This window comes from Promicromonospora panici (assembly GCF_900608595.1).
Lineage (GTDB): Bacteria > Actinomycetota > Actinomycetes > Actinomycetales > Cellulomonadaceae > Promicromonospora > Promicromonospora panici.
Genome location: NZ_UWYY01000020.1, coordinates 1 through 23530 on the forward strand (window position 1 = coordinate 1; position 23530 = coordinate 23530).

The 23530-nt window shown below is 72.5% G+C and carries 21 protein-coding genes; 17 read left to right on the top strand and 4 right to left on the bottom strand.

Going from position 1 to position 23530, the window contains the following annotated elements; all coding sequences use genetic code 11:
• The coding region (locus EW117_RS21900) for a DUF3866 family protein (protein ID WP_129788827.1) at window positions 1-921 on the bottom strand (921 nt) is incomplete at its 3' end.
• 82 nt (window positions 922-1003) lie between these two features.
• Between EW117_RS21900 and EW117_RS21905 the strand changes: the two genes are divergently transcribed.
• The 8 genes from EW117_RS21905 to lnt all read left to right on the top strand — a co-directional run bounded on the left by EW117_RS21905 (window position 1004) and on the right by lnt (window position 11512).
• Window positions 1004-2131 (top strand): helix-turn-helix transcriptional regulator, encoded by a 1128-nt coding sequence (locus tag EW117_RS21905; RefSeq protein WP_129788828.1) that lies wholly within the window; start codon window positions 1004-1006, stop codon window positions 2129-2131.
• On the top strand, window positions 2124-3140 hold the full coding sequence (locus tag EW117_RS21910; protein ID WP_129788829.1) for a helix-turn-helix transcriptional regulator: 1017 nt from the start codon (window positions 2124-2126) through the stop codon (window positions 3138-3140). Before EW117_RS21905 ends, EW117_RS21910 begins: the two co-directional genes overlap by 8 nt.
• 11 nt (window positions 3141-3151) lie before the next feature.
• Window positions 3152-3484 (top strand): hypothetical protein, encoded by a 333-nt coding sequence (locus tag EW117_RS21915; protein WP_129788830.1) that lies wholly within the window; start codon window positions 3152-3154, stop codon window positions 3482-3484.
• Window positions 3485-3648: 164 nt separating this feature from the next.
• Window positions 3649-3948, top strand: coding sequence for a Sec-independent protein translocase subunit TatA (gene tatA / locus EW117_RS21920; RefSeq protein ID WP_129788831.1), 300 nt, complete (start codon window positions 3649-3651; stop codon window positions 3946-3948).
• Between the two features lie 36 nt (window positions 3949-3984).
• Window positions 3985-4725, top strand: coding sequence for a twin-arginine translocase subunit TatC (gene tatC, locus EW117_RS21925; protein ID WP_129788832.1), 741 nt, complete (start codon window positions 3985-3987; stop codon window positions 4723-4725).
• A 106-nt stretch (window positions 4726-4831) separates the two neighbouring features.
• The gene (locus EW117_RS21930; RefSeq protein ID WP_129788833.1) at window positions 4832-7795 is read left to right on the top strand and encodes a DEAD/DEAH box helicase; all 2964 of its coding nucleotides are present in this window, start codon (window positions 4832-4834) and stop codon (window positions 7793-7795) included.
• Between the two features lie 113 nt (window positions 7796-7908).
• The gene (locus EW117_RS21935; RefSeq protein ID WP_242504441.1) at window positions 7909-9705 is read left to right on the top strand and encodes an amidohydrolase; all 1797 of its coding nucleotides are present in this window, start codon (window positions 7909-7911) and stop codon (window positions 9703-9705) included.
• A gap of 124 nt (window positions 9706-9829) precedes the next feature.
• Window positions 9830-11512 (top strand): apolipoprotein N-acyltransferase, encoded by a 1683-nt coding sequence (gene lnt, locus EW117_RS21940; protein ID WP_129788834.1) that lies wholly within the window; start codon window positions 9830-9832, stop codon window positions 11510-11512.
• A 128-nt stretch (window positions 11513-11640) separates the two neighbouring features.
• On the opposite strand, the gene EW117_RS21945 is transcribed toward lnt, so the two are convergent.
• Window positions 11641-11985 carry an RNA polymerase-binding protein RbpA gene (locus EW117_RS21945; RefSeq protein ID WP_026365682.1) on the bottom strand — a complete coding sequence of 115 codons (345 nt, stop codon included), beginning with the start codon at window positions 11983-11985 and terminating at the stop codon, window positions 11641-11643.
• A gap of 345 nt (window positions 11986-12330) precedes the next feature.
• Between EW117_RS21945 and EW117_RS21950 the strand changes: the two genes are divergently transcribed.
• From EW117_RS21950 to EW117_RS21975, 6 genes are all read left to right on the top strand, one after another.
• Window positions 12331-13488 (top strand): LLM class flavin-dependent oxidoreductase, encoded by a 1158-nt coding sequence (locus EW117_RS21950; protein WP_129788835.1) that lies wholly within the window; start codon window positions 12331-12333, stop codon window positions 13486-13488.
• Window positions 13485-14171: an FMN reductase gene (locus tag EW117_RS21955; RefSeq protein WP_129788836.1), complete on the top strand. Its 687-nt coding sequence runs from the start codon at window positions 13485-13487 to the stop codon at window positions 14169-14171. The genes EW117_RS21950 and EW117_RS21955 overlap by 4 nt, the downstream gene beginning before the upstream one ends.
• A 136-nt stretch (window positions 14172-14307) precedes the next feature.
• Entirely contained in the window at window positions 14308-15135 is an 828-nt protein-coding gene (locus tag EW117_RS21960; protein WP_129788837.1) for a hypothetical protein, read from the top strand.
• A 264-nt stretch (window positions 15136-15399) separates the two neighbouring features.
• Window positions 15400-15957 carry a hypothetical protein gene (locus EW117_RS21965; RefSeq protein ID WP_129788838.1) on the top strand — a complete coding sequence of 186 codons (558 nt, stop codon included), beginning with the start codon at window positions 15400-15402 and terminating at the stop codon, window positions 15955-15957.
• 26 nt (window positions 15958-15983) lie between these two features.
• Window positions 15984-16820: a ChbG/HpnK family deacetylase gene (locus EW117_RS21970; protein WP_129788839.1), complete on the top strand. Its 837-nt coding sequence runs from the start codon at window positions 15984-15986 to the stop codon at window positions 16818-16820.
• Window positions 16821-16834: 14 nt separating this feature from the next.
• A complete protein-coding gene (locus EW117_RS21975; protein WP_242504442.1) occupies window positions 16835-18268 on the top strand; it encodes an MFS transporter in 1434 nt (477 codons plus the stop codon).
• Between the two features lie 250 nt (window positions 18269-18518).
• Here the strand turns inward: EW117_RS21975 and EW117_RS21985 are convergent, their stop codons facing one another.
• On the bottom strand, window positions 18519-19835 hold the full coding sequence (locus EW117_RS21985) for a CehA/McbA family metallohydrolase (RefSeq protein WP_207211992.1): 1317 nt from the start codon (window positions 19833-19835) through the stop codon (window positions 18519-18521).
• Between the two features lie 178 nt (window positions 19836-20013).
• On the opposite strand from EW117_RS21985, the gene EW117_RS21990 reads away from it, so the two are divergent.
• A complete protein-coding gene (locus tag EW117_RS21990; protein WP_242504443.1) occupies window positions 20014-20907 on the top strand; it encodes a Vgb family protein in 894 nt (297 codons plus the stop codon).
• A gap of 13 nt (window positions 20908-20920) precedes the next feature.
• Here the strand turns inward: EW117_RS21990 and EW117_RS30300 are convergent, their stop codons facing one another.
• Complete coding sequence (locus EW117_RS30300; protein WP_129788840.1) at window positions 20921-21862, bottom strand: DNA-binding protein; 942 nt, start codon at window positions 21860-21862, stop codon at window positions 20921-20923.
• 591 nt (window positions 21863-22453) lie between these two features.
• Here EW117_RS30300 and EW117_RS22000 point away from each other — a divergent pair.
• Window positions 22454-23155 (top strand): M15 family metallopeptidase, encoded by a 702-nt coding sequence (locus EW117_RS22000; RefSeq protein ID WP_129788841.1) that lies wholly within the window; start codon window positions 22454-22456, stop codon window positions 23153-23155.
• A 2-nt stretch (window positions 23156-23157) separates the two neighbouring features.
• Complete coding sequence (locus EW117_RS22005) at window positions 23158-23478, top strand: hypothetical protein (protein WP_129788842.1); 321 nt, start codon at window positions 23158-23160, stop codon at window positions 23476-23478.
• The last annotated feature ends 52 nt before the right edge of the window (window positions 23479-23530 follow it).

Here is a 23530-nt window from a genome sequence, read left to right on the forward strand (position 1 = left end):
GGAGACGCCGAGGTGGCGGTCGCGGGGGTCGGCCCCGGACACGCGCAGGGACGCGACGGGGCGGCCGCGCAGGGTGGCGGCGGCGTTGACCGCTTCGCCGGCGGCGACGCCGGAGTAGCCCCAGCGGGTGCCGGTGCCGAGGTTGCCGGGGCCCTGGGCGACGATCGCGACGTCGCACCCGGCGACGTGTCGGGCCGCGAGCAGCCCGGTGTGCACGGTGACGGCCTCCAGGTCGCCGCCGAAGGCCTGGCCGACGGTGACGCAGGTGTGCAGCCAGTCGGCGTCGCGCAGGGCGGCGATCGTGCGGGAGAACGCGGCGGGCAGCGCACCGCCGTCGGTCATGACGTAGGCGATCTTCAGGCCGTCGGCGCCGGTCCCGGTTCCCGTCCGGGCGGCGGTCCGGGCGGCGGCGTGCCGCAGTCCCGCGACCACGGCGGGCAGCGCGGAGTGCAGGTCCGCGACGACGACGGGCATGCCGTCGAGGCTGTCGGCGTCGGCCAGGGTGGCGTGGTGCGGCGACTCCTGCTCGTCGACGCCGAGCACCATGGTCTGCAGGGGCGTGTACCGCGCTTTGACGAGGTGGCCGGGGCCGGGCGCGGGGTCCGGCGGCAGCCGCGTGCCTTGGGCCGCGGGCCCGACCACGAGCGCGTACCCGCCGGTGCCCAGCCCTCGCGCGAGCGCGGACACGTTGAGCAGCAGGGCGTCACCCGGGACGGGCTCACCGACCAGGTCCGTGTACGCCAGGGCGCGTACGGTCACGTGCGCGCCGTCGATCACACCGCCCGCCACGCCCTCGAGCTCGGCGCCGCCGCGGCCGGGCAGCGGCCGGTCCAGGGCCACCTCCAGCTCGAGGGCTCCCCGCCAGGCCTTGCCCGTCGACCTGCCTGTGGAAATCACGGTCCCGATCCGCCACGTCATCACACGGTGGAGGCTACCGGCCGATACCGTTGTCCTGATGCCCACCGACCCGTCCCCCAGTCAGTCCTCCACCACGTCTCCATCCATGTCCTCACCGATGCCCTCGCCCGCGGCGCCCGCACTGAACCCCGCCGAACGGCTCCTGAACCTTGTCATCGCGCTCGTGAACACGAACGCGGCGATGACCAAGCAACAGGTCCGCACCGCCGTGGCGGGGTACTCGGACGCGCCCAGCGACGAGGCGTTCGAGCGGATGTTCGAGCGGGACAAGGACATGCTGCGCGCCCTGGGCATCCCCGTCGTGACGGTCGGGACCGGTGGGCACACCGACGAGCTCGGGTACCGGATCGACCAGGACGCCTACGCTCTGCCGCCGATCGACCTCACCCCCGCCGAGCTCGGCGTGCTGTCCCTGGCCGCGCAGTTCTGGCAGGACAAGACGCTGCAGACCGACATCAACCGCGCGATGGTCAAGCTGCGGGCCGCCGGAGCGGGCGACCCGTCCGCCGACGCCCTGGCCGGGCTCGCGCCGTCCGTACGCGCCGTCGGCGACGCCTACGGGCCCCTCATGGAAGCGATCGAGGCCCGCCGGGCCGTCACGTTCAGCTACCGCGCCGCGTACAACGGGGCGGTGCTGACCCGGCATGTCGAACCATGGCGCATCGCGGCTCGCGACGGCGGCTGGTACCTCATGTGCTTCGACCGCGACCGGCAGGCACCCCGCGTGTTCCGCATGTCACGCATCGAGTCCCGCGTCCGCATCACCGGCCCGACGGACGCCTACGAGATCCCCGACTTCGAGACCGACGTCATGCTCGGCAAGGCGCACGGAGAGGTCCGGCAGGCCGTGGTCGCCGTCCGCCCCGAACGCGCCGGAGCCCTGCGCGCCCGCGCCAAACCCGTGCCCGACGGCGAACGCGAGGCCTACAACGGACGCCTGCCCCGCCCCGCCGGCGGCGCGGACGGCGGCGCGGACGACCGTGCGGACGACCGTGCAGGTGCGCGCGCCGGGTGGGACATCCTCGAGGTGCCGTACCGGTCCCTGTCCGGCATGGCGGCCGAGGCCGCCGGATACGGGGCAGCCCTCGTCGTGCTCGAACCCCAGGCGGTCCGGGAGGAGACGCTGCGCCGCCTCACAGCCGCGGCCGCCCTGGGCTCCGGGCCGGAGACCGGTTCCACCGCGGGCACACAGGCGGAGGCAACCCGTGGCTGAACGCGCCGACGACCGGCTCCTGCGCCTGCTCGGCATCGTCGCCTACCTCGACGGCGCCGGCCCCGTACCCGTGGCCGACCTCGCCAAGCGGTTCGGGACCACACCCGCGCAGATCCAGAAGGACGTCGACGCCCTCTGGGTCTCCGGCACCCCCGGCTACTGGCCCGACGACCTCATCGACTTCGATGCCGCATCAATCGACCGCGGCGTCGTGCACCTCACCGAGGCACGCGGCATGACCCGCCCCCTGCGGCTCGGCACCCGCGAAGCCGTCGCCCTGGTCGCGGCCCTGCGCGCCATGAAGGCGACCGGCGCCGTCCAGGCCGACCCCGCACGGTCCGCCGTGGTCGAGTCCGCCCTCGGCAAGCTCACCGACGCCACCGGCGAGGCCGCGAGCGCCGTGGACGTGCGGCTCGCGCCGGGCGGGGACCGGCAGGTCGTGGCGGCGATCTCGTCGGCGCTGGTGGCGCACCGCCGGTTGCGGATCCGGTACGTGACCTCCTCCGACGTCGTCAGCGAACGGGAGGTGGACCCCGTACGGCTGCACACGCAGGACGAGTACGCCTACCTCGCGGCCTGGTGCTACCGGGCCGCGGCGCCGCGCACGTTCCGGGTGGACCGCATCCTGGAGGCGGTCGAGACGGACGTCCCGGTGCAGGAGCACCCGGGGGTGGGGGAGCCGTCGGCCGAGATAGATTTCGCGGCCCTGTTCGCGGGCGGGTCGTCGCCGCTGGCGACGATCCGGTTCGCGCCGAGGGCTCGGTGGTTCGCGGAGGAGGTCCCGGTCGAGTCGGTGCGCAACCTGCCCGACGGCGACTTCGAGGTGACGCTGCGGGTCACCAACCCGGGCTGGTTGCGCAGCACGCTGATCCAGCTCGCGCCGTACGTGCGGTCGGTCGCGCCGAGGCCGCTGGCCGACGACGTCGCGGGCGCCGCCCGGGAGGCGCTGGACGTCTACGGCGCAAGCTCGGTGCCCCGAGACGGAGCCACATCCGCGAATCACCACTAGGCTTGGCGACCATGTGGTTCTGGGTGTGGACCCTGCTGATCGTCGGCAGCCTCGTCGGAGCGTTCTTTCTGGCCCGCTACCTCTGGCGGTCCGCAAAGGGCCTGCTGGAGGAGCTCGGCCGGGCGTCGGCCCGGATCGGCGAGTCGAGCGACCGGCTGCAGGAGCTGTCCGACCGGGCGCGTGAGGTGGCGAGCACGCAGCACGCCGGGCCGAGCCTGTTCGACGACGTGACGATTCACTACCAGCGCGTCAACGCGCAGCGGGCGGCCCGTGCGGGGCGCAAGGAGGCGCGGCGGGCGCGGCACGTGGTGACGTGGCAGAAGTGGAAGCACTTCAACGACTGATCCGGGCCGCGATTCTGGGCCGTTCTGGGCCGTTCCGCGCTGTTCTGGTGGGTTGCCGCTACCTTCCGTCCACCGGAGGGCTACCTTTGTGCCCCTTGGATCCGCGTAGGATCGGTCATATCCGCACCGCACCGCGTAACAGCACCGCACCGTAAGGAGTCACCATGGGCGCAATGCAGCCGTGGCACTGGATCGTCCTGCTCGTCGTCGTCCTGCTGCTCTTCGGGTCCTCCCGTCTGCCGGGGCTGGCCAAGAGCGTGGGCCAGTCGATGAAGATCTTCAAGAAGGAGGTCAAGGACCTGCGTGAGGACGGTTCCGGGAACGCGAACAGCAACGCTGCTGACGCGCCCGGCGGGACGACCACCTCGAGCCCCAGCTCCACGACGGGACCGGGCGCGAGCTCTGGTACCGACTCGGTACCGGGCTTGATCGACAACAGGGACCGCGACATCCCCAAGGCCTGACCGGTGGCACGAACGAGGCGGCCGTCCGACGGCCGTATGCCTCTCCTCGAGCATCTGCTCGAGCTGCGCAAGCGATTCGTCCTCATAGCGCTCGGCCTGGTGGTCGGCGCCATCGCGGGATGGCTGCTGTACGACCCGTTGCTGGTCCTGCTCCAGCGTCCGCTCGTGGTGGCGGAGGAGATGCGGGGCAACGAGATGACCCTGAACTTCGCCGGGCCGATGGCGGCACTGGACCTGAAGATCAAGTCGTCCCTGTTCCTGGCCGTGTTCATCACCTGCCCGTGGTGGCTGTACCAGGTGTGGGCGTTCATCACGCCGGGCCTGAACTCGAACGAGAAGAAGTACGCGTACGGGTTCGTCGGCGCGGCGTTCCCGCTGTTCCTCGGTGGCGCCTACATGGCGTGGCTCGTGTTCCCGCACGCGATCCAGATCCTGTCGGGGTTCTTGCCGGACGACGCCACCGCGTTCACCAACGCCCAGGAGTACCTGTCCCTGGTGATGCGGCTGCTCATCGCGTTCGGGCTCGCGTTCCTGTCCCCGGTGCTGCTGGTGGGCCTGAACTTCGCCGGCCTGATGTCGGGCAAGGCGCTGCTGGGCGGCTGGCGGTGGGCCATCCTCGTCGCGTTCACGTTCGCCGCGATCATCACGCCGACGCCGGACGCCCTGACGATGATCCTCGTGGCACTGCCCATCTGCGTGCTGTACTTCGGCGCGGTCGGGGTGTCGGTGCTGCACGACCGGCGGGTCGAGAGGCGACTGGCGGCCGCTGAGGTCTGACAGCCAGCCGTTCTCGAGCCCTGAGTGCCCGGTCCTGCGACGAACGCGGACCGGGCACCGGTCTGTCACGCACAGGTGTGTCGGACAGTGACCGTAGGCTGTCCCCATGAGCGACCTGAGCCCTGCCGAGCGGTACACGGCCTTCCGGTCCCAGAGCCGTTCAGCGGCCGAGCACCCCGAGCTGACCAGCTTCCGGGAGGTCATCGGGTTCGAGCTCGACGACTTCCAGGTGCAGGCCTGCGAGGCTCTCGAACAGGGCCGCGGTGTGCTGGTCGCGGCCCCCACGGGGGCGGGAAAGACCGTCGTCGGCGAGTTCGCCGTGCACCTGGCCCTCGCCGGCGGACGCAAGGCCTTCTACACGACCCCCATCAAGGCCCTGTCCAACCAGAAGTACACCGACCTCGTGCGCCGCCACGGCATCGACAACGTCGGACTGCTCACCGGTGACACCACGATCAACGGCGACGCGCCCGTGGTGGTCATGACCACCGAGGTGCTGCGCAACATGCTGTACGCCGGGTCCTCGACCCTGGACGGCCTGGCCTACGTCGTCATGGACGAGGTGCACTACCTCGCCGACCGGTTCCGCGGCCCTGTCTGGGAAGAGGTCATCATCCACCTCTCCGACGACGTGCAGCTCGTCTCCCTGAGCGCGACCGTGTCCAACGCCGAGGAGTTCGGCGACTGGCTGGAGATGGTGCGCGGCGACACCGCCGTCGTCGTCTCCGAGCGGCGCCCCGTGCCCCTGTGGCAGCACGTCCTCATGTCGTCGCCGGAACCGCGTGGCAAGCCGCGCCTCCTGGACCTGTACGCCGGGCACGTCGACCCGACCGACCCCGGCACCAGCCCGCCCATCAACCCCGACCTGTCCGCGGCGTTCCGGTCCGGGCGCGGCGGCAACCGTCCCGGCGACCACGGCGGGCGCGGCCGCGGCCGGGGCAGAGGCGACCGCGGCTACCGCGGGCCGGGCGGCCGCAGGAACGGCGACCGGAGCAGCGACAACGGCGGCGGCATCGGCCCGAACCGGCGCACCCCGCCGCGGTTCATCGTCATCGACGCGCTCAACGCCGACGGGCTGCTGCCCGCCATCTACTTCGTGTTCTCCCGCGCCGGCTGCGAGGCCGCCGTCGACCAGTGCCTCAAGGCCGGCCTGCGGCTGACCAGCCCGCAGGAGGAGGCGACCATCCGCTCCGTCGTCGAGGAACGCACCGCCGCCATCCCGCCCGAGGACCTCGACGTCCTCGGCTACTGGTCCTGGTCGCAGGCCCTCGCACGCGGCATCGCCGCCCACCACGCCGGCATGCTGCCCGTCTTCAAGGAGACCGTCGAGGACCTGTTCTCGCGCGGCCTGGTCAAGATCGTGTTCGCCACCGAGACCCTCGCGCTCGGCATCAACATGCCCGCCCGCTCCGTCGTCCTGGACAAGCTCGTCAAGTGGGACGGCACCAGCCACGTCTCCGTCACCCCCGGCGAGTTCACCCAGCTCACCGGCCGCGCCGGACGCCGCGGCATCGACATCGAGGGCCACGCCGTCGTCGTCGACCACCCCGCCCTGGACCCCGTGGCCCTGGCCGGCCTCGCGTCCAAGCGCCTGTACCCGCTCAAGTCCAGCTTCCGGCCCACCTACAACATGGCCGTCAACCTCGTGGCCCAGGTCGGCCGCGACCGCGCCCGCGAGGTCCTGGAGACGTCGTTCGCGCAGTTCCAGGCCGACCGCGGCGTCGTCGGCCTGGCCAAGCAGGCCCAGGCGCACGCCGAAGCGCTCGACGGGTACGCCAAGGCCATGACCTGCACCGAAGGCGACTTCGGCGAGTACATGGACCTGCGCCGCGCCATCAAGGACCGCGAGAAGGAGCTGTCCCGCGCGGCCTCCGGTGCCCGCCGCGCCGAGGTCGTCGCCTCCCTGGAACAGCTGCGCCGCGGCGACGTCGTCGAGGTGCCCTCCGGGCGGCGACGCGGCTACGTCCTCGTGCTCGACCCCGGCGAGCCCGGCGGGTTCGACGGCCCCCGCCCCACCGTGCTCACCCAGGAACGCCAGGTCAAGAAGCTGACCCTGGCCGACGCGCCCGACGGCCTCGAGACCGTCACCACCGTCAAGATCCCCAAGGCGTTCAACCCCCGCAAGCCCGACGCCCGCCGCGACCTCGTCTCCTCCATGCGCAACGCCCTGGGCGCCATGGCCGACGACGTGCCCTCCGCCCACTCGACCAGCAGCCCCGCCAGCAGCCCAGCCAGCCGGGCCGCGCGCGGCGGCAAGGCCCTCGGCCGCCGCACCGACCCCGCCACCGACCCCGAGCTCGCGCGCCTGCGCAAGGCCCTCAAGGCACACCCGTCCCACGCCTGCCCCGAACGCGACGACCACGCCCGCTGGGCCGAACGCTGGAACAAGCTCAAGCGCGAGCACGACCAGCTCGTGCGCCGCGTCGAGGGCCGCACCGGCTCCATCGCCCGCACCTTCGACCGCACCCTGGACGTCCTGCTCACCCTCGGCTACCTGCAGCACACCGGGACCACTGACCAGCACGACGGCGGCGGCCGGGGCAGCGCCGGCCGGATCCGGGTCACCGACGACGGCCGCTGGCTGCGCCGCCTGTACGCCGAGAACGACCTGCTCCTGGCCGAGTGCCTGCGGCGCGGCGTCTGGGACGGGCTCGACCCCGCGGGACTCGCCGCCGTCGTCTCCACCGTCGTGTACCAGGGGCGACGCGACGACGCCCCCGACCCCTACATCCCCGGCGGGCCGACCGGGCGCCTCGCGGGCGTCCTGGACGACACCCAGCGCGTCTGGTCCGAGGTCGACGACCTCGAGGAGGCGCACGGCATCGAGGCCACCGGTCCGCTCGACCTGGGCCTGGTCGGCGCGATGCACCGGTGGGCGTCCGGCAAGGGCCTGGACAGCGTGCTGCGCGGCTCCGACCTCGCCGCCGGCGACTTCGTGCGCTGGTGCAAGCAGGTCGTGGACGTGCTCGACCAGCTCGGCGGCGCGGCGCCGTCCGACAAGCTGCGCACGACGGCCCGCAAGGCGCAGGACGCCGTCCTGCGCGGGGTCGTCGCCTACTCGAGCCTGTGAGCCGTGGTCAGCGGGTGACAGCCGGACGATCGTGCCGTCATTCGCCCGCTGACCAGCCAACGACCGGCCACTGACCAGGGCACGGACCCGGCAGATCGCATACAGTTCCGACCGTGAGCCAGCCCGTCCGATCCATCCTGTACCGCAACGGAGTCATCCACTCCGCAGCCGACCCCTTCGCCGAGGCGATCCTCGTCGACGACGGTGTCGTGGCCTGGCTGGGCGCCGACGACACCGCCGCCGGTCTCGCCGCCCGTGCCGACCGGGTGATCGACCTGGACGGCGCGCTCGTGACCCCCGGGTTCGTCGACGCGCACGCCCACGTGCTGGAGACCGGCCTGTCGAGCGACTCCGTCGACCTCACCCCGGCCGGCGGCGTGCACTCCCTCGCCGACGCGCTGGCCGCCCTGCACGAGGGCGCCCGCCGGCTCGCGGCCACAGACCCCTCCGGCGACGAGGTCCTGCTCGCCTTCGGCTGGGACGAGCAGGCCTGGCCCGAGCAGCGCGCCTTCACCCGCGCGCAGCTCGACGACGCCTGCGGCGGCCGCCCCGTGTACGCGGCACGGGTCGACGTCCACTCGGCGGTGGTCTCCACCTCGATGGCCGCCCGCGCCGGCATCGAGCACGACCCCGCCTGGACCGGCATGGGCCTGTCCGGTTCCGGCTGGTCCGACGCCCCCGCCGACACCGGCCTGGTCACCGCCGACCTGCACCACACCGTGCGCGACGTCGCCCACGCGCTGTCGCCCGAACGCCGCACCCGCCTCTACCGCGAGACCCTCGCCGCCTGGGCCGCCCGCGGCATCGTGTCCGTGCACGAGATGAACGGCGAGCACCTCGACACCCGCGCCGGCCTGGCCGAGCTGCACGCCATGACCACCCACTCAGTGACCGCCGAGGCACAGGCCGACCCAGGCGTCCCCGCCCTGCCCCACCTGGTCGCCTACCGCGGCGAGCTGTGCCGGAGTGCCGACGACGCCCGCGCGCTGCTCGCCGAGCTGCCCTTCCTCACCGGCATCGGCGGGGACCTCAACGTCGACGGCTCCATCGGCTCCCGCACCGCCGCGCTGCGCAGCCCATACTCCGACCTGCCCGTCGACCCGTCCTCCGGGTCCTTCACCGGCGTCCTGACCAACCCCGACGGCACCCCGTGGACCGGCAACCTGTACCTGACCGCCGAGCAGATCGCCCACCACCTGGCCGCCGTCCAGAACGCCCGCGGCGACGGCGCCGGCGTGCAGGCCGCGTTCCACGTCATCGGGGACCGGGCCATGGACGAGATGGTGCTCGGGCTCCAGGTCGCCGCCCAGCTCACCGGCGAGAGCGCCGTGCGCGCCGCGCACCACCGCATCGAGCACGGGCTGTTCGTCGACGCGGCCACCCTCGCCGCGCTCCTGGTGCAGGGCGTGGGCCTGTCCGTGCAGCCCGCGTTCGACTCCGCGTTCGGCGGCAGCAAGGGCGTGTACGCCTCCCGCCTCGGCGCGTCACGCGCCGGCTCCCTGATGCCGTTCGCCGACCTCGCGCAGGCCGGCGTGCCCCTCGCGTTCGGCTCCGACACCCCCGTCACCCCCGTCGACCCCTGGCAGGGCGTGCGCGCGGCGACCGGCCACGAGGACCCCGACCAGCGCATCTCCGCGGGCGCCGCCTTCCGCGCCCACACCCGCGGTGGCTGGCGCCTGGCAGGGCTGGACCACACCGGCGCCGGCCAGCTGCGGGTCGGCGCGCCCGCCCACCTCGCCGTCTGGCGGGCCGAACGGCTCGCCGTGCAGGCCGCACCCGGCCGCCTGAGCTCCTGGAGCGAGGAGGCCCGCGCGGGCACGCCCCTGCTCCCGGACCTCTCCCCGGACGCCGTCGAACCGGAATGCCTGCACACACTGCGCGACGGCGTCATCCTGCACGACACCTTCTGACCCGCGCGCCCCTTGGTTGTGGGCCTTGGTTGTGGGCGCGACCGTTGCGACTACCCGCCCGATTTAGGCGCAACGGTCACGCTCACAGCCAGGAGGACGGCGTTGGCGCCGGTAGGCTGCGGTTGTGCGTCTGCGTGAGCCGTCTCGGCTGCTGTCCCTGTTCCTGGCGGTGGCCGGTGGCCTCGTCCTGTGGACCGCGTTTCCCAACGCCGGTGTGTGGCCCGCCGCGTTCGTCGCGATCGCCGTCCTGTACTGGTCGCTCGGCCGCGACAACGCCTGGTGGAACCTGCTGATCGGGTCCCTGTTCGGCATGACGTTCTTCCTGCCCCACCTGTGGTGGGCGCACGAGTCGACGGAGGCCGCCCCCTGGATCGCGATCTCGGCCGTGGAGGCGCTGTTCCTGGGCGCGTTCGGCGTCCTGTGGACCTGGGCACGCCGGGCGCCGTTCCTGCGCCGGCGCGGCTGGCGGCTCGCCGCCGCGTTCGCCGTGCTCTACGTCGCCGTCGAGCAGTGGCGCGCCGACGTCCCGTTCGGCGGGTTCCCGTGGGGACGCCTGGCCTGGGCGATGGTCGACGCCCCGACCGGGCGCGCCGCCTGGCTCGGCGGCACCGTCGCGGTGAGCCTGCTGGTCGCCTTCGCCGGTGTGCTGCTCGCCCTGGCCGTCGCGGCCCTGGTCCGAGCGGTCCGACGCCGCGCACCGCGCGACGGGGGCCGCGCCGTGGGCGCCCTCGCGCTGGGCGTCGCGGTCGCCGTCGTGCCCCTGGTGCTGCCGCTGCCCACCTCCGCGAGCGCCGGGCCCGTCGAGACGCCGGAGGGCAACGAGGTGTACGACGCCGGGAGCGACCTGGCGGAGGACGGCACACTGTGGGCCGGTGCGGTCCAGGGCGACGTGGGGGAGCCGGGTCTGGGGGCGTTCGCGAACCGGGCCGAGGTGCTGAACAACCACCTGGAGGGTACGTACACGCTGGCCGAGGACTTCGCGGGCGAGCTGGACGTGGTGCTGTGGCCGGAGAACGGTTCGGACCTGGATCCGCAGACGACGCCGGACGTCGCGCGGGGCCTGGACGCGGCCGCGACGGCGGTGGGTGCGCCGATCCTGGTGGGGGCGCAGGAGTTCCCGGAGTCGGGTGGGCGGTACAACGTGTCGTTGCTGTGGCAGGCGGGCAGCGGGGTGATCGGGCGGTACGCGAAGCAGCATCCGGCGCCGTTCGGTGAGTACATCCCGATGCGGTCGTTCCTGCGGCTGCTGTCGGACCAGGTGGACCGGGTGACGACGGACATGATCGCGGGGGTGAACCCGCCGTACGTGGACGTGCCGAGCCGCCTGGGGCAGGGCGGGTACCGGATGGGCACCATCATCTGTTTCGAGGTGGCGTACGACGAGATCATCCGGGACGCGGTGCTGAGTGGTGCTGAGGTGCTGGTGATCCCGACGAACAACGCGTCGTTCGGGTTCACCGCGGAGTCGACGCAGCAGCTGGCGATGTCGCGGATGCAGGCGATGACGACGGGGCGGGCCGCCGTGCAGATCTCGACGGTCGGGGTGTCGGGCGTGATCACGCCGGACGGGACGGTGGTGCGGCGGACGGGGCTGTTCACCGATGACGTGTTCGTGGCGAACCTGCCGTTGCGGTCCTCGATCACGCCGGCCGTGGCGGCTGGCTACTGGCCGGGCTGGGTGGTCGGCGGTCTCGCGTTCGTGCTGGTGGTGGCCGGTGTCGTGGGCGGGATCCGCGCCCGGCGGGGCAGGGTTCGTGCGGAGGCCGCGGCTGCGGTCGACGGTGCCGCCGAGACCCTGACCCGGTAGGGGGCAGGCTCGGTAAGGGCAGGCGTAGAGACGACCGTCGGGTCCAGGCCATGTGGCCTGGACCCGACGGTCGTTCTGCGGTTATTCCGTTGTTGCTGCCAGCCGTTGCGCTGCTGGCCGTCCTGCCGTCAGGCGGAGCGGCGGAGCTTGCCGGCGCGCAGCAGCTCGAGGCGCTCGTCGAGCAGGTCCTCGAGCTCCTTGACCGTGCGGCGCTCCAGGAGCATGTCCCAGTGGGTGCGCTGGGGCTTGGTCGCCTTGGGCTCCGGCTTCTCGGCGTCGCGCAGGAGTGCCTCCTCGCCGCAGCGGCATTCCCAGATCGGGGGGACGTCCGCGTCGGTGGCGAAGGGCAGGATGATGGTGTGGCCGTTGGGGCAGTCGTAGTAGGCCTGGAACCGAGGGGCGAAGTCCACGCCCTCGTCGGACTCCATGCTCTTACTACCGATGCTCATACCGCGCAGTGACCGGTCGGGCACGATGTCCTCCAGAGGGTTGTCGGGATAGGTGGCGGAAAGAGGTCCGTAGTGCCAACGCAGGGACCCTCTGTGATGTTCCAGCCGTTCCAGCCGTCTATTTTCCAGCCGTCTGATCAGGCTACGCGTCGGATGTGCGCTCGCAAGCGCACTCCGGGCAAACTGGGCGCTGATGTGCGCGATCTCACGTACGTCACGGCTGGTGGGAGCGGAGGCCGTGGGAACAATCGACCTTAGCAGCCGGTTGACGCCCATGTGCATGCAGATGCATGAACCAGCGGCCGTCGCACGACCAGCAAGGTCATCGGAACGGCCATCGAGCAACACGACCATCGGGAGCGCGACAACATGCAGTTCGGGATCTTCAGCGTCAGCGACGTGACCACGGACCCGACGACCGGGCACACCCCGGACGACACCGAGCGTGTCCGGGCGATGCTCACCATCGCCAAGCACGCCGACGAGGCGGGCCTCGACGTCTTCGCGACCGGCGAGCACCACAACCCGCCGTTCGTGGCCTCCAGCCCGACGACGATGCTCGGCTACCTGGCCGGCGTCACCGAGAACATCACGCTGTCCACCGCGACCACGCTGATCACGACCAACGACCCGGTCCGGATCGCCGAGGAGTACGCGATGCTCCAGGTCATCTCGGACGGCCGGATGGACCTCATGATGGGCCGCGGCAACACCGGACCCGTCTACCCCTGGTTCGGGCAGGACATCCGCCAGGGCATCCCGCTCGCGATCGAGAACTACGCGCTCGTGCGCCGGCTCTGGACCGAGGACGTCGTGGACTGGGAGGGCAAGTTCCGCACCCCGCTGCAGGGCTTCACCGCCACGCCGCGCCCGCTGGACGGCGTCCCGCCCTTCGTGTGGCACGGCTCGATCCGCAGCCCCGAGATCGCCGAGCAGGCCGCCTTCTACGGTGACGGGTTCCTGCACAACAACATCTTCTGGCCCATGAGCCACACCAAGCAGATGATCCAGTTCTACCGCCAGCGGTTCGAGCACTACGGCCACGGCCGCGCCGACCAGGCGATCGTCGGCCTCGGCGGCCAGGCCTTCATCCGCAAGAACAGCCAGGACGCCTGGGACGAGTTCCGCCCGTACTTCGACAACGCGCCCGTCTACGGGCACGGCCCCAGCATGGAGGACTTCACGCGCGACACGCCGCTGACCGTCGGCTCCCCGCAGCAGGTCATCGACCGCTACGGGTCCTTCATCGACGACGTCGGCTACTACCAGCGCCAGCTGTTCCTCACCGACCACGCCGGCCTGCCGCTCAAGACGGTCCTGGAACAGATCGACCTGCTGGCCTCCGACGTCGTGCCGGAGCTGCGCAAGATCGCTGACGCCAAGCGACCGCAGGACGTCCCGGCCAACCCGCCGACGCACGCCGAGCGCGTGGCCGCTGCCCGCGCCAAGGGTGAGGCCGGCGCCACGCACGTCGGCGACGGCGGGGACGAGTACACCGGCAAGCGGGCCGAGGAGGTCCTCTCGTGACCACCGTTCCGACGTTCGGCGCCGAGGGCGCCGGCGGGCCGGAAGACCGGACCCCGCGCACCATCGCCGTCGTGCACGCCGGGCTGGGTCAGCCCTCCTCGACACGCCTGCTGGCCGACCGCCTGGCCGACGCCACCACGCGTGAGCTCGAGGCCCTCGGCCACGAGGTGACCGTCGAGATGGTGGAGCTGCGCGACCACGGCCACGCGATCATCGACGCCATGCTCACCGGGTTCCCCACGGGCGACCTGGCCCGGGACATCGAGGCGATCACACAGGCGGACGGCGTCATCGCCGTCACGCCGCTGTTCACCACCACCTACTCGGGGCTGTTCAAGTCGTTCGTCGACATCCTCGACAAGGAAGCGCTCACGGGCATGCCGGTGCTGCTCGGCGCGACCGGCGGCACCCCCAGGCACTCGCTCGCGCTCGAGTACTCGATGCGCCCGCTGTTCACCTACCTGCGGGCCGACGTCGTCACGACGTCGGTCTTCGCCGCCACCGACGACTGGGCACAGTCCGCCGGCGAGAAGCACGACGACGGCGGCAGCTCCCTGCCGCAGCGCATCGAGCGGGCCGGCCGGACCCTCGCCGGCCTCGTGTCCGAACGGGGCGAGCACACCAAGCCGGCGGACCCGTTCTCCAGCACCCCGAGCTTCCTGGACATGCTCGGCGGCGACTGACCCGGCCGGCCGATCGCGCGCGCTGCCCGCACCAGGTCGCACCAGGCCCCGGGGCTTGCACCCCCAGGGCCTGGCAGGGAACATATGGGACAGCGGTCGCCACTTGTCGTGGCCGCGTCGAGGTGAGGAGCGCGTCATGGCGGACGGTACGGAGAGCCAGGTCTCGGAAGATTCGGGCGCGGACAGCCACTCAGGCAGCGAGAAGAGCACCGACGTGCACCTCCTGAACACCGACACCGACCGCGTCGCCCGGATCGTCGCGGCGCTGCGCAAGGCACACGCCGAGCAGGCGGCAGCCTCGTCGGCCACCGCGGTTGTCATGGCACCCGTTCCGGCGCCGCCCGCCGAAAACGTCGCGGCGTCGGTCTCTGAGCCCGAGCCCGCTTCGGCGTCCGTCGCAGAGTCCGTTTCAGACTCGGCCTCGGAGTCCGCCTCGGAGTCCGTTTCGGCAGCCCCGGCAACAGGCTCGGCGACGCAGACCGCCGAGATGCCGGACGCGCCCGCACCGCGCCGGGAGACCACGGGCGTCCGCCCCGCCGCGCCGGCCCTGCCCACCCTGCGCTGGAACCCCGGCGCCCGGTACCGCGCGTCGCGCCTGGCCGACCGGCCGGCTCTGCCGGCGGCGTCCGCCGCGGAGCCTGCGACGCCGGCCGCGACACCCGCTTCGGGACCCGCCGGGCAGCTCCGCGTCCCGCCGCCTCCGGTGCCGGGACCGCCCGTCCAGGGACCGCCCGTCCCGGCGCATCCCGTCGGCGGACCCCCGCCCCTCGCCGGGCGGCTGTACCGGGGCCCTGCCCGGCGGACCGGCGTCTTCGAGCGAGAGATCTGGTACCCGGCCGCGCGTTCCTCGCGGGTGCCGCGTGACGTCAGCGATGCGCTGGTCCGCGCCGTCGAGCGATACCGCATGGGCTCGATCTCCACCTCGGGCCTCGTGCGCGCGATCGGCCGCGCCCACGCCGCCTGAACCCACAGATTCTCTTGGTAGCCCCCGTGTTTTCACATGGTGGCAAATTGACCGTTCGATCCGGTGAGGTTCGCCCAGTGCCGGCCTTGTCCCGCATTCGTGCAACGGAGGAATATTCGTTGCACGACGAGCGCGCGACGTGGCGTTCGTGAACGAGTGCACCAAGCGCAACGTCCGGTCCCTCTCTCTGTGGAGGGGCACCTCTCTGTGGAGGGGCACCGAACGAGGTGCCTGGCGGCCCGCACGAGGAGGACGAGACCGGCGATGCGACGGCAAGCGGGGGTTCTGGTCGGCGCACTCGCCGCGCTCGGGCTCCTGAGCGGCTGTGCCACCGACACCAGCGCCGCCAACTTCACCGCACCGGAGGAGTACGGGACGGTCGAGCAGCTCGTCGCCGACGCCGACGTCGTCGCCCTGGTGCAGGCCGGTGACTCCGGCGTCGACGTCGTCGACCGTGTGCCCTACACCCGCACCGAGCTCCAGCTGCGCAAGGTGCTGCTGGGCGTGGTCGCGAAGAACGCCAGCATCGCCGTCACCCAGGTGGGCTCCACGGCGTCGCCGCCCGGTGACGGTCTGCCCGCCGTCCTGCGGGACGGCCAGGAGTACGTGGTCGTCCTGCACCGAACCGGGCCGGGGGAGTTCGAGGTGGTCGGCCCGGGCGTCTGGCGTGCGGACACGCTCGGCGCCAGCCTGACGCTGCACACGGCGATGGCCGCGTGCGTCCCCGCGGCGATCCCGCACGTCACCACCCCGTGGGACCTCGAGGTGCAGCTCGGCAAGGTCGGCGAGGCACTCGGGACGAGCGTGATCGGGAGCGCCTGACCCGGCTGCTGGGCCAGACTTGGCGTATGACGCGCAGCCTCGTCCTGACGGCGGACGACGCCGGTACCGATCCCGATGCCGACCGCGAGATCGCCGCACTGCTGGCCGGCTCGCCGCTGACAGCGGTTGGCGTGATCGCCGCGGATCCGGAGAACGGATCGGAGAACGGGCTGGGGAGCGCACCCGGCAACGGCCCGGAGAATCCCGGCGTGGCGCGGGCCGTGAAGCTCCTCGCCCAGGCGGCGCCCGACGTCGCACCGGGCGTGCACGTCGTGCTGCCGACGCCTGAGCCCGAAGGTGGCTTCGACGACGTCGTCGAACGGATCACCACGCAGGCGGACACGCTGACGCGGGCCGCTGCCGCCGTCGGCCTGCCCGCGCCGGCCCGGATGGACTCCCACGAGGGCACGCTCTACGGGCTGCTCGGCCGCTCCTACCTGCCGGAGGCACTCGGGGTGTGCGCGCGACGGGGCATGGCGTTCCGCCTGCCGCGGGGTCTGGAGCTGTACGGGGACGACGACCCGCTGCTCGCCACGCCCGCGGTCCGGGCGCGGCATGCGAGCGCCGTCGCAGCCGCGGACGCCGCGGGCGTGCGGCTGCCACGGGTGATCGCCACCCGCCGGGGCGGCGACGCCGAGGCCCGGGACTACGCGACACTGCGGGACCACTACCTGCGCCTGCTCGAGCGACTGCCCGAGGGTGCGAGCGAGATCTTCCTGCACCCGGCGCCGGACACGGCGCGGCTCCGGGAGGCGTCGGCGGGGTGGTGGCGCAAGCGGACGTGGGAGCTGCGCCTGCTGGGCGACCCGGTTTTCATCCGGGAGATCGAGCGGCAGGGCATCGACCTCGTCAGCAGCTGGTGAGTAGGGTCACGAGCGTGAACGCCGAGCGAGCGGCAACGGGCGGGCCGGAGAGCGGGCCCCTGGCAGGGTCGTCCGAAGGGGCAGGGTCGTCCGAAGGAGAGCCGCCCGAGGGACTTCCGCCGCGGGCCGGAACGTCGCCGCTGCGTTACGGCATCGGGATGTTCGGCACCTCGCTGCCGATCAACCTCGTCAAGGGCTCAATGCTCTACGTGTACGTGGAGCTGCTCGGCCTGGACGCCGTCGTCTACGCGACGGTGTACGCGGTGTACGGGGTGCTCGACGCGGTGGACAACCCCGTGTTCGGGCACCTGTCGGACCGCACGCGGTCGCGGTGGGGGCGGCGTCGGCCGTACCTGGTGACCGGTGCGCTGGTGCTGGCCGGCACGACGATCGCCCTGTTCTCCGTGCCAGGCCCGGTGGCGGAGTCGGCGGTGGGGCTGGCGGTGTGGTTCGCGGTCTTCGCGATCACCACCGAGATTGCCGACTCCTTGATCAACGCCAGCTACGGCGCGCTGCTGCCCGAGCTGTTCACCCACGAGAAGCGCCGGGCGACGGCGAACGCGGTGCGGCAGGGCGCGCAGCTGATCGCCCTGGTCATCGCGCTGGCGCTGACGCCGGTCCTGGCCCGCAACGTGCTGGGCACCGAGGGTTCGACGGTCGGTTACGGGCGCCTCGCGGTGATCTTCGCGGTCGTGGCGGCGGCCGTGATCCTGTGGACGGCGTTCGGGGTGCGGGAGGACCCGGCCCTCGACGCGGAACCCAAGCCCCAGTTCTTCCGCTCGGTGGGGCAGATCCTGTCGACGCCGCAGTTCTGGACCGTCGGTGTTGTCAACGCCTGCTACGGCGCCGCGATGGCGCTGGTCCTGGGCGGCCTGCAGCTCTACGTGCACCACACGCTGGGCGGGACGGCGCTGGACGCCAGCATCCTGCAGCTCGTCGTGATCGTCGTCGCGATCGGGATGCTGAGCGTGTGGGCCGCCGTCGTGCGGCGCAAGGGTGCCGCCTGGACGTGGCGGCTCGCGCTACCGGTGGCGGCCGTCGGGTTCATCCCGATGTACTTCGCGACGGACCTGATCACGGGGATCTTCGCCGGGCTCGCGGTGGCCGTCGGGTACTCCGGCGTGCTCGCGACCAACGACCTCGTCATCGCGCGCGTGCTCGACGCCGACGCCGCCCGCCACGGCACCCACCGCAGCGGCCTGTTCCTGGCGGCGTTCGGCGTGCTGGGCCGGCTCAACGCGCTGGTGACGGCCGGCGCGCTGGCATCCCTCGCCGTGTGGTTCGGCTACCGGAACGGCGCCGACCCCGGGCCCGATCCGGGGCAGGCGTTCCGCGTGTACCTCTCCCTCTACCCGTTCGCGCTGCTCCTGATCGGGACGACGGTCTCGCGCTTCATCCGCCTGCCGGCCGCTCCGCAGGAGGCCGGCTCACAGGAGGCCGGCTCCTGAGCCGACGCCGGCGCCCACGGGCGGCGGTCATGCCTTCGTGAGGACGAAGAACAGGAAGCACAGAAACCCGGCTCAAGGATCTGCTGGAAGAGTTCGCCGCCCGCCCGGACGACCCTGCCGCGCCCGCCTGGTCGCTCTTCATGGTGGTGCACTCCGACCCGAACCGACCCTGACTGTGGCGTCCGGTACCCCGCCCAGGCCCAGCACGACACGCCGACCACCAGATGGCCGCAAGGTACGCCGGCAAGGGTCACACGCTGATGGCCAGCAGGGTTCGGTCGGGCGCCTCCAGCCGGTAAGGGCCGTGCTCGGGCGGGGCGACGAGGGTCACCCGGTCGCCGCGGATCCGCCGTCGGCGACCGGTGCCGCCTGATCGCGTCGACTCCTCAGCCGTGCGGTCGCCCGCCAGGCCCGTGCTGTCCACCAGGACCGTGCCGTCCGCGTCGATCGCTACCAGGTCCTCGCCCACGCGCACCAGTACCGGCTCGCCCGGCCCGGGGAACCGGCTGATGGCGGTCCGTCCATGTCGGACGGCGTCGAGGATCGCCTCGGGCGTGCGGTCCTCGGCCGCGACCCAGGTGGTGGGCGTGCCGGGCGGATACCCCTGGTCGGGCGTGTGGAAGTCGCTGCCACCGAGGAACACGGGGCGTTCGGTCGCGCCCGGCGCTCCCGCGGCGCCCGCGAGCGCCCGCAGGTAGGCCCAGGGACCCGTGGCCGTCAGGTCCAGGAACCAGGAGATGTGCCACAGCTCGAGGTAGCCGGTCCGCACCGGATACAGCCAGCCGCAGTCGTCCTGGACCGGGTGGTTCACGGACAGCAGCCCGCCCCGCTCCTCGACGTCGGACAGCCACTGCGCCGCCGGGCGCCGGAAGTCCACCCAGCCGATGTCGCCGAACGCGTTCGCGTGGCCCGCGTGGGTGGTCACCTCCTGCCCGGGCAGAAGGCACAGGTCGTAGGCGGCGCCGACGGCGGGCAGGTGCGGGTGGTGCGAGACGGTGTTGTGGTCCGTCACGGCCAGGAAGTCCAGGCCCCGGCCCGCCGCGGCGGCCGTGAGCTGGGCGATGCTCAGCGTCCCGTCCGAGTGCGTGGTGTGTGCGTGCAGGTCGCCTGCGTACCAGGTCAGGCCGTCGGGTGCGGGCAGGTCGCGCCCGAGCCGGGTCCTGCCCGGCGCGATGCCCGACGGCGGGGGCGGCGCCGGCGGTTCGTCCTCGACCTCGCCGGCATCCACCCCGGTGGAGACGGTGACGGTGACGTCGACCGGCTCGGCCGGCATCGCGTGCAGGCCGAGCACCACCGCCCACTGCCCGGCGACGAGCTCACCCGGCTCGTACCCGGGCGTGGCCGCGTCGGGTGCGATCACGAAGCGGGAGCGGGCGCCGCCCGACCAGCCGCGCCACCGCTCCGGGTCACGACAGCCCAGGTCGATGACGGCGGCGTCCTGGTTGTAGGCGAGGGTCACCTCCAAAGCCGGTGTGCCGCCGGCCGGCAGCTCGAACGGCACCTCGAGGTACCGGTTCTCGATCTGGTCGTCGACGAACAGGCGCAGGCGGCGTTCCTCGCGGGTCACGCACCGAGGCTATCCCCGCCGCGGTCGTCCGGGTTGCACCACGGTCTTGTCCCAGGCAGGGTGCGGTGACCGCCCGGGACAGCCATCCGCCGCAGACGGCCCCGGTCTCGGGGCGGTAGTGCATCCGTCATTCGATTCTGCCGTCCGTCCGTGCCGACTTTCATCGCAAGGAGTTGCTGTGCACCGTTCCGAAGCCGTGTCCATCACGGAGGTCTCCGTGGCCGATGCGAAAGCCGGTCCTTACGGCATAGCCGCCGGGCCGGACGGTGCCCTCTGGCTCACGCTCGCGCAGGGCGGCGGCATCGCGCGCCTCACCCTGGCCGGCGAGGTCACGGAGTACCCGCTGGATACGGTCGCATGCCTCCCCACGGTCATCACTCTCGGGTCCGACGGAGCGCTGTGGTTCAGCCGCTCCCAGGACCATCGGATCGGCCGCATCGTGCCCGACGGCACGGAGCAGGCCTTCCCCGTGCCGACGCCGAACAGCGGTCCGTACGGCATCACTCCGGGACCGGACGGCGCGATGTGGTTCACGGAGATGAACGCGGACCGGATCGGCCGCATCGGCGCCGACGGCCGGATCGCGGAGTTCGAGGTTCCCGTGGCCGGCGGCATGCCGTCGACGATCACCACGGGCCCGGACGGCGCGCTGTGGTTCACCCTCAACCAGGCGAACGCGATCGGCCGCATCACCGTCCGAGGCGACGTCGCTATCCACCCGCTGCCCACCCCGGGCGCCGGACCTGTCGGCATCACCAGCGACGGCGCGGCCCTGTGGTTCGTCGAGATCGCGGCGGGGCAGGTCGGGCGGATCTCGGTCGACGGCGAGATCCAGGAGTTCGCGCTCCCGGACCGCACCGCCAAGCCTCACGCCATCGTCGCGGACGTCTCGGGCGGCTGCTGGTTCACCGAGTGGGGTGCCAACCGCATCGGCCACATCACGCCGGGCGGTGAGGTCACCGAGCACGACCTGCCGACGCCGTCGTCCGAGCCTCACGGCCTCACGATCGGACCGGACGGCGCGGTGTGGGCCGCCCTGGAGATCGGCAAGGTCGCGCGCCTGGCACGGTAGCCGGGCCCGGTGGTCAGCTGCGGTTCGTCGACGGTTCCGCAGCGGCCGGGGTGGTCGTCCCCGCGGCCTCCAGCGCTTCCCGCAGCCCGGCGGCCGTGCCCTCGGCCTGGGCCTGACCCGCGACGGCGGCGAGGCGCGCCCGCTCGGCCTCCGTCGCCTGGGTGCGGGCGGCCTCCAGCGCGCCGCGCGACGCGGAGAGCTCGCCCTCCAGCCGGGCCACCGACGCCTCCGCGGCAGCGCGAGCGGCCTCGGCGGTCGCGCGATCCCGGTGAGCCTGTGCGACGTCGCCCCGCGCCGCCTCGAGCGTGCCGCGCAGATCGGTCAGGGACTCCCGCAGCCCGACGGCGGCGCCCTCCGCCTGCGCGCCTGCCGCCTCGGCGTCGGACCGGGCGCGTTCGGCCGCCGCCGTCGCGGCTCGTTCCTGGGCGAGCTCGTCCCGCGCGGCGTCGAGCGCCTGTCGCGTCGCCGCGAGATCGCCCTCCAGCCGGGCCGCGGCCGCCGCCGTCGCCGCACGCTCCTTCTCCGCCGCGCCGCGCTCCTCCTCCGCCGAGCGCGCGTGCTCGCGCGCCGACTCCAGCACGGCACGGAACTGCGCCAGCTCGGTGTCGGCCTCGTCCACGCGGGCGGCAAGAGCATCCGCCTCGCCGACGACGGCGGCCAGTGCCTCGTCCGACGCCGCGGCCGCCGCCTCGTGCTCGGAGCGCGCGGCCTCGACCGCCGCGCGCCACAGCGCCTCGATGCCGCGCTCCGCCAGCGCGGCGACCACCGCCGGTAGGTCGGGGAGGGCCTGGCGTGCCTCGTTCTCGGCGGCCTTGGCGTCACGCCACTCCCGCAGGTACTTCGTCGCCGTGGCGTTGGAGCAGCCCGCGCGCTCGCGCACGTTGGTCACCGTGACCGGCGCGCCCTCCGCTGTCAGGTCCTCGGCCGCCTGGAAGACCCGTTCCTTGTCCCGCACGTCGTTCCCCGATCAGTTCGTCGTCCCGGTTTTGCCACTCTCGTAGTAGTACGAGGAGGAGCACAATACTACTACTACTTTGGTATCCACAAAGTGCGCACCCGCTTTCCTAAAGCGGGTGTGCACTTGAAGTACAACCGGCTAGTTCACGCCGATTGTGAACCCCCATGGACTGCGCGCAACGCGTCAACGGGAGCACATAGTGAGCGTCGAGTGCGCCGGGCGCGCCGCGCCCAGCACAGGCGGCGGGGCCTGGCGGTCGAGATCGGCTGTGTCCGCGACGGCGTCGGCGACGAGGGAAGTGCGATCGCCCGGGAAAGCGGAACAAGCGCGGGTCTCTCGTGTGCCGGTTCCACGAGGTGACGTGCCGGAGAGCAGGTAACACCCTCTGATTGGCTGGTCAGAGGGTGTTTTTGCGTCTCAGCGCGCCAGTTCACCCGGCCCGCGTGAGGAGGCCGGGTGAACTGGAGCGCGAGGGCTGGCGCGCGGTCGGGGGCGGCGTAGCGTGTGAGCCAGGTAACACGGTTCTGCTGTGCAGAAGCCAGGGGGAGTAACGCTCGTCTCGTTGCTGCCCCGAAGGGACCTGACCCCATGGCACTCCTGAACGGCCGCCTGCCGGCGGCCAGCCTGACGCCCCTCGCATTCGCTCCAGGACACCGAGCACAGAAGGACGCCGCCCGTTCCCTGACCGCCCTGTCGGCCCGCTTCCGACGCGAGTTCCAACACGACATAGCGGTCACCGATGCCTACCGGACCTTCGACCAACAGGTCGCCCTGAAGATCGCCAAGGGGTTCCTCGCCGCCGTGCCCGGCACGTCGAACCACGGTTGGGGCCTGGCCTTCGATCTCGGCGGGGGCATCAACGTGCGCACGTCCAAGGAGCACGAGTGGATGCAGCGTGAGGCGAAGCACTTCGGCCTCGACAACCCCAACTGGGCCACGTTCGGCGCCTCGGGCTTCCAGAAGGAGGAGCCGTGGCACTGGGAGCACGTCAGCAATTCGCGGGACGGTTCACGGGCCGTCGTCGAGCTGCAGAACAAGCTCAGGAAAGCAGGATTCCTCAGGGGTGCGGCCGACGCGTACTGGGGTACCGACACGGAGAGGGCATGGGACGGGCTGATGAACAACATCCGCGCAAAGGAAGCCACCAAGGAACGCATCAAGTGGCTCCAGACCATCCTGGCCCGCTCGTACGTCGGGCGCCTGTACACCGACCGGATCGACGGGGTGTGGGGCGACCACTCAAAAGCCGCGGCGGCCACCTTCCACACGCGGTTCTCGGGGGTGAAGTAGCCATGACCGGGTCGGAGACGCTCCTGCCGCGCGCACGCACGGTCGCCTACTTCGCCGCCCTGGCCGCCGGCGTCGTGCTCACCTTTGGCTGGGGCCGCCTGGCTGACCGGGCCGGGAGCCGCGTCCTGGGCCGGATCGCCGGGGCGGTCTTGCTCGCCGCCGGCGTGGCCGGCGTAGCCGACCGTCCGACCCGCCCGGAGCCTGGCGCGTTCCAGGCGGGGGAGGCGGGTGGCGTCATGTTCGACGAGGGCGACGCGCAGGCGGTACTGGCCGAGCTGGAAGGCCTCGAGGGCGACGACCTGCCCGAGCTGGAACGCCACTAGCCAGGCTGGCAATGACAACCGGCGTCCGGCCGACAGCAAGGTCAGGGACCGC

Excerpts from the sequence above, each read along its gene's own strand:
- EW117_RS22005 (WP_129788842.1), top strand. The coding sequence starts at position 23,158 with ATGACCGGGTCGGAGACGCTCCTGCCGCGCGCACGCACGGTCGCCTAC.
- EW117_RS21930 (WP_129788833.1), top strand. The coding sequence starts at position 4,832 with ATGAGCGACCTGAGCCCTGCCGAGCGGTACACGGCCTTCCGGTCCCAG.
- EW117_RS21960 (WP_129788837.1), top strand. The coding sequence starts at position 14,308 with ATGGCGGACGGTACGGAGAGCCAGGTCTCGGAAGATTCGGGCGCGGAC.
- tatA (WP_129788831.1), top strand. The coding sequence starts at position 3,649 with ATGGGCGCAATGCAGCCGTGGCACTGGATCGTCCTGCTCGTCGTCGTC.
- EW117_RS21905 (WP_129788828.1), top strand. The coding sequence starts at position 1,004 with ATGTCCTCACCGATGCCCTCGCCCGCGGCGCCCGCACTGAACCCCGCC.
- EW117_RS21965 (WP_129788838.1), top strand. The coding sequence starts at position 15,400 with ATGCGACGGCAAGCGGGGGTTCTGGTCGGCGCACTCGCCGCGCTCGGG.
- EW117_RS21915 (WP_129788830.1), top strand. The coding sequence starts at position 3,152 with ATGTGGTTCTGGGTGTGGACCCTGCTGATCGTCGGCAGCCTCGTCGGA.
- EW117_RS21970 (WP_129788839.1), top strand. The coding sequence starts at position 15,984 with ATGACGCGCAGCCTCGTCCTGACGGCGGACGACGCCGGTACCGATCCC.
- tatC (WP_129788832.1), top strand. The coding sequence starts at position 3,985 with ATGCCTCTCCTCGAGCATCTGCTCGAGCTGCGCAAGCGATTCGTCCTC.
- EW117_RS22000 (WP_129788841.1), top strand. The coding sequence starts at position 22,454 with ATGGCACTCCTGAACGGCCGCCTGCCGGCGGCCAGCCTGACGCCCCTC.
- EW117_RS21950 (WP_129788835.1), top strand. The coding sequence starts at position 12,331 with ATGCAGTTCGGGATCTTCAGCGTCAGCGACGTGACCACGGACCCGACG.